At 56.3% G+C, this 4,424-nt stretch carries 5 protein-coding genes; all 5 read right to left on the reverse strand.

Annotation, left to right across the window (positions count from 1 at the left end; translation table 11 throughout):
• Positions 1-991: 991 nt before the first annotated feature.
• A complete protein-coding gene (locus WD823_RS05850) occupies positions 992-2,359 on the reverse strand; it encodes an HD domain-containing protein (RefSeq protein ID WP_368428547.1) in 1,368 nt (455 codons plus the stop codon).
• A 66-nt stretch (positions 2,360-2,425) separates the two neighbouring features.
• The gene (locus WD823_RS05855; protein ID WP_368428548.1) at positions 2,426-2,908 is read right to left on the reverse strand and encodes a hypothetical protein; all 483 of its coding nucleotides are present in this window, start codon (positions 2,906-2,908) and stop codon (positions 2,426-2,428) included.
• A gap of 80 nt (positions 2,909-2,988) precedes the next feature.
• On the reverse strand, positions 2,989-3,699 hold the full coding sequence (locus WD823_RS05860; protein WP_368428549.1) for a hypothetical protein: 711 nt from the start codon (positions 3,697-3,699) through the stop codon (positions 2,989-2,991).
• Positions 3,696-4,217 carry a Panacea domain-containing protein gene (locus WD823_RS05865; protein WP_368428550.1) on the reverse strand — a complete coding sequence of 174 codons (522 nt, stop codon included), beginning with the start codon at positions 4,215-4,217 and terminating at the stop codon, positions 3,696-3,698. The genes WD823_RS05860 and WD823_RS05865 overlap by 4 nt, the downstream gene beginning before the upstream one ends.
• Before the next feature lie 46 nt (positions 4,218-4,263).
• Positions 4,264-4,424 (reverse strand): sigma factor-like helix-turn-helix DNA-binding protein (locus WD823_RS05870; protein WP_368428551.1); only part of this gene is annotated, 161 nt, incomplete at its 5' end.

A 4,424-nucleotide genomic window follows, 5' to 3' on the forward strand; every position in this document is an offset into this window, starting at 1 on the left:
GCGCCTCGGAAGCCGACCAGCGCCGCCTCGCCCGCGCGCTCCGCACCGCGGCGGAAGAGATCCGCAAACTCGGCTCGAAGGACGACGACGTCACCGACATCGATCTTGGGTAGGCGGTTCGCGGCGCGAGCATTTGCGGCGCCCGCATCCCCTCGCTTGAACCTCCCCCTTGAGGGGAGGTCGAAAGTGCCGAATGGCAATGAGGCACTTTCGGGAGGGGGTATGTGCGTCGACGACCCTCACCCCCTCCCGAAATCGTCTGCGCTTCGCTTGCCGATTTCGACCTCCCCTCAAGGGGGAGGTTCAGACCGAGGGGATGCCACCGTCACCTTCATTCACGCGCACGTTCTCATTCCCGCGGGCGGAATCCGCTCCGGGCTATCGTCTCCTTCCTGCCCCTCGTTTCGTCCCCTGGAAATTCCAAGGGGATGGCGGGCGCTCGTTCGAACGCGGGCCGGGTAGTCCGTAAGGGGCGCTCGATCGAGCACCCGCCGTGGCGATTTTTCAGGCCTCCGTCACCGCGCTCCGGAACGAGGCCGCGCCCACGGGCCCGGGCGCTCATCACGCCCGAAATCCCGCCGGCTGCCGGCGGTTAACCCACCGGCCGCGGCCCCGCCCTTATGGCCAGCTCCTGGCACCCGGTCGTATTGCCGGGGGGCGGATTCGACAGAGGCCTCCCGGGGTGTGTCGGGACCGTCGTCCCTGTCCGCCGGCGAGGTTTGCCCCGGAGGGGTTTTATCCTCGCCGCCGGCCCCCTTTCGGGAGCACCGCAGGCGCCACAACCCCGCTCCGCAACCGGCGACGCCTCGCGAGCGCGCCCCTTGGATGAGCAGGATCGCGACGATTATGCGCCCGGTTATGGGGACCGGGGATAACTTCTTTTCGGGCTGAGGAGATTCAATGGGTTAGGTGGGGTGGGGCGGGGATAGCGGGTGACGCAGGTCGGCAGGGGCAATGCAGGATGTGGAGGAAAGGCAGTCTCCAAGCGTGTTCAAGGAAGGTCAGCGGCCACGACGGCCTCGATCTCTTTCCGCCTTTCCATCGTCGGTGCATCAGTGAAGAGCAGATACACCCGAAGGGAGTACAAGGCTTGGTCCGCCAAGACGCTCATCAATGACTGGTCGCAGGACATTATCTCTGTGGACGTCGAACCGTCTCGCTCCAAGATCCTTATGGCCTGCTCATATCGGTCCCGTTCCTTCCCATCGCCACCAACGAGTGCCGAGACCGGGACTCGGGACCCAATCTTTGTGAGGGTATCGCCTGATCGATCCCAAACGTACCAGTACTCTGCTGGAATACTGAACCGCTCTGACCAATCCTTTATTCTGCTGAGAATAAGCTTTCGCATCGCCCCAAGAGTCTTATGTTTATCCTTCTCGCGTCGTGCCAAATATTCGCGTTGCCACACTAATCTCGGTGGGTTCCTCAACACGATCGATCGAGCTTTGGCCGTTAAAACAGGGTCGCTTGCTTTATTCTCACTCAAATCAATGATTGACCGATAAACACTATAATCATCAAACACGCTCCATTCAGCCGCCTTTATTCTTTGGATAATATCGGAGGCGGAGCAAGCTAGGATGCCATGTTTCAGCAGCCCAGCCATGACATCCTTGAGAACCAACTCCAGTGCCGCCACCGTCTTATGAAAAGCAACGCTCGAATAATCAAAATAGCGCCCGAGCAGAAAGTGGTCTGCCGCACCCAGTGCCTTCTCAGTTAGGCAAATCCGATCATCAGCGTCCAAGCGCATCTGGCTCAGTAGATAGGGCAGGTCCACTGAGCCGTAAGGTATACCTGTGTGATGAGCCGTCCTCAGCAAATAGTCTATTCGATCAGCGTCCAAGTCTGAGCTGACTAAATTTGCAAATCTCGGCGGCTTCTCCCTCAGAAAGATAGAATAGACATCTCTTGGATCGACCCCAGCTTTCCGAAGTATCTGATGAATCTCGTTGTCCGAATCCAGTATTTCTTTGCCCACCTCCTCGTGCCCAAGATACTGCTTTCCCCCTGGAACGTGCTCCTCGGGCATACCTGTCTTTGGGGCTAGGAGCTTCTCCGCGTAATAATTGGAGATCGCCTCCTCCATTGCATGAGAGAAGGGATAGTGCCCGATGTCGTGCAGCAAGCCTGCAAGCCGATAAAGCTGAAGCTCGTCTGCATCAATACTGAGGTTTGATATATTGGTGGTCAGGGCACCTAATATTTGCCCAGTAACGTGACATACTCCAATCGAATGAGAAAATCGCGAGTAGTCGACTCCGGGAAACACTAGGTGTGCTAGGCCCAGTTGCTTTATGTTCCTGAGCCTTTGATATGCACGACTACTAATGACCTGAGCTTCGAGGTCACTCAAGCCTATCGTACCATGGACCGCGTCAGCGATCCGCTTCCTGCTGAATCTTTGATCCACTCACAACTTTTAGGCGATAAGGCCCGCGGCCTCAAGAGCCGCTCGCGCCAACGGTGCCTCGTGGCTAATATGGGGCTTCTTCGCAGTAAGCGTCTCCGCAGCCGCCACATCGGACTGACCGCTAACAGACCGAAGATAGTGATAGGAAGCCAACAGTTCGAGCCAATTTTCCTGGCTCAAATTGGACGCTTCGGCCGGGCTCAGGAGCGGCCGAATGTCCTCAAGCCGCTCTACGACAGCGGGGCGAAGCGTTGCCGCCTCGGCGCCCTCGTCCAGAGTTAGCTCTTCGGCAAGTGTATAATAATCGCGTGTCAGCGCTGGGCAATATGGCCCCATCACGTACCAACTGAATCGATACCCCAGATCCACTCCAGATAATTGACCTAAGTATACGGCCTTCTGAACGCGCTTCCTGTCATCGATCGTCTCAATGCTCGGATCGACTCCTAACGTGTCCAATACGAGTTTTAAGGCGAGTCTTTTGGGATCCATTGGCTCCACCTAGATCGTCTGTTGAAGAACTAGCTCCGCGCAACTATCTGACTCGCGCCGCCTTCACTACCCCATTTCTCTTAATCAAACAGTGGCATGTCAGGCTCGGGTCTGGCCCTGAGGCGAGGACGGCGCTCGACCCGATCGGCACGGGCCACCATCTCCAGAGCCTCAGCAATGAGTGTTAGCCGATCTGCCAACCTTCGCTCGGACCACAACGGCATCGTCGCGAGCGAGTAACGCCGCACAGCGCGATTCGCTGCACCAAGCGGCACTCCAACGTCCACGAACTCAATGTCACAACGTTCGCCGTAAAACTCAACATCCAGCAAATATCTCTTGACGATTGTAGCCACCATACAGAGCTCGTCAAAGGTCAATCCTGCGGCCTTCCGAGGCTGCAAGAAATACAGCTTGATTATCTCATTCTCAACGAAGAAAAACGGAACCCGGTAGGCTGACCTTTGGCTTCGACCAAAAGAGAATCGCCGTGGCGACAGATCAAAAACTTGGGTTCGCCGACCAAAGGCAAGCGGGGCCGCAAGATTTACTACATCTGTGTTCGCCGTCCGTCCGATCGCCGTCTTTTCCGCCAGGCAGCCAGCCACAAGTGCGCGAATCTCATGGAGGCCCCGATACCCTGCTCGCGTCGCTCGTGTTGCTCGGCGGTAATTAAACGGCGCACCGTGCTGATTGTAAAAATCAACAAACCAATCAATGACTTCGTCTAGCGTCTCGCCCTTGGCTCGGGCTAAGTCCGGGACGGGGGGTGTGGGAAGGTCAATGCTCATGTAGGTTGATTCCGTTCACGATCTGTCCAGTATAGCGCTCGATTGGCTTTGAACCAAGCCTCGATGAGATCGTTGGGGATAATCATGCCGGGGACCGCTCTTTCCCCGGCCTCTGACCACACAGCATCCCAAGGCCCGCCCCTCTCATGAGTCAGGTCAGACAGGGCAAACGGATGAAACGAGGAGTAGTAATCGAAAATGTTCTGCAAGAATAATGATGTATCTTTATCAAAAATTACTGTAGTCTGAGCATATCTCATAGATCTTGGATCGAAAGAGACAGCCCTTCCTTCAATAGGTCTTTTCTTATGATGCTTAAACTGGTCGTATACTACCCGGTTTACTGGTCCGTGCTTCCACGCCTCAAAGGGTTGCGCGACCAGGGGCTCGCCTTGCTTGGCCAAGTACCACGCATGAGCAAAGTATAGGACCTTAAGCAAGGTCATTGTCGTCAAGCCAATCCCAGCCCGCTCGGCGCGGTCCAAGAAGAAATTGGCAAGGGCTCGTGCGTCGTACATTCGTTCACATCATAGGAACAAAACAAGAACAACGCAATGCTTTTGCCTAGTTGTCCAGGAAACTCCGCAGCTTCCGTGACCGGCTCGGATGCTTCAATTTCCGGAGCGCCTTCGCTTCGATTTGGCGGATGCGTTCGCGGGTGACCGAGAATTGCTGGCCGACTTCTTCCAGCGTGTGGTCGGTGTTCATGCCGATGCCGAAGCGCA

Origin of the sequence: Sulfuricaulis sp., assembly GCF_040901545.1 — a bacterium.
Taxonomy (GTDB): Bacteria; Pseudomonadota; Gammaproteobacteria; order Acidiferrobacterales; family Sulfurifustaceae; genus Sulfuricaulis.

Coding starts and splice junctions, on each gene's coding strand:
- WD823_RS05855 (WP_368428548.1), bottom strand. CDS start 2,908: ATGGATCCCAAAAGACTCGCCTTAAAACTCGTATTGGACACGTTAGGA.
- WD823_RS05865 (WP_368428550.1), bottom strand. CDS start 4,217: ATGTACGACGCACGAGCCCTTGCCAATTTCTTCTTGGACCGCGCCGAG.
- WD823_RS05860 (WP_368428549.1), bottom strand. CDS start 3,699: ATGAGCATTGACCTTCCCACACCCCCCGTCCCGGACTTAGCCCGAGCC.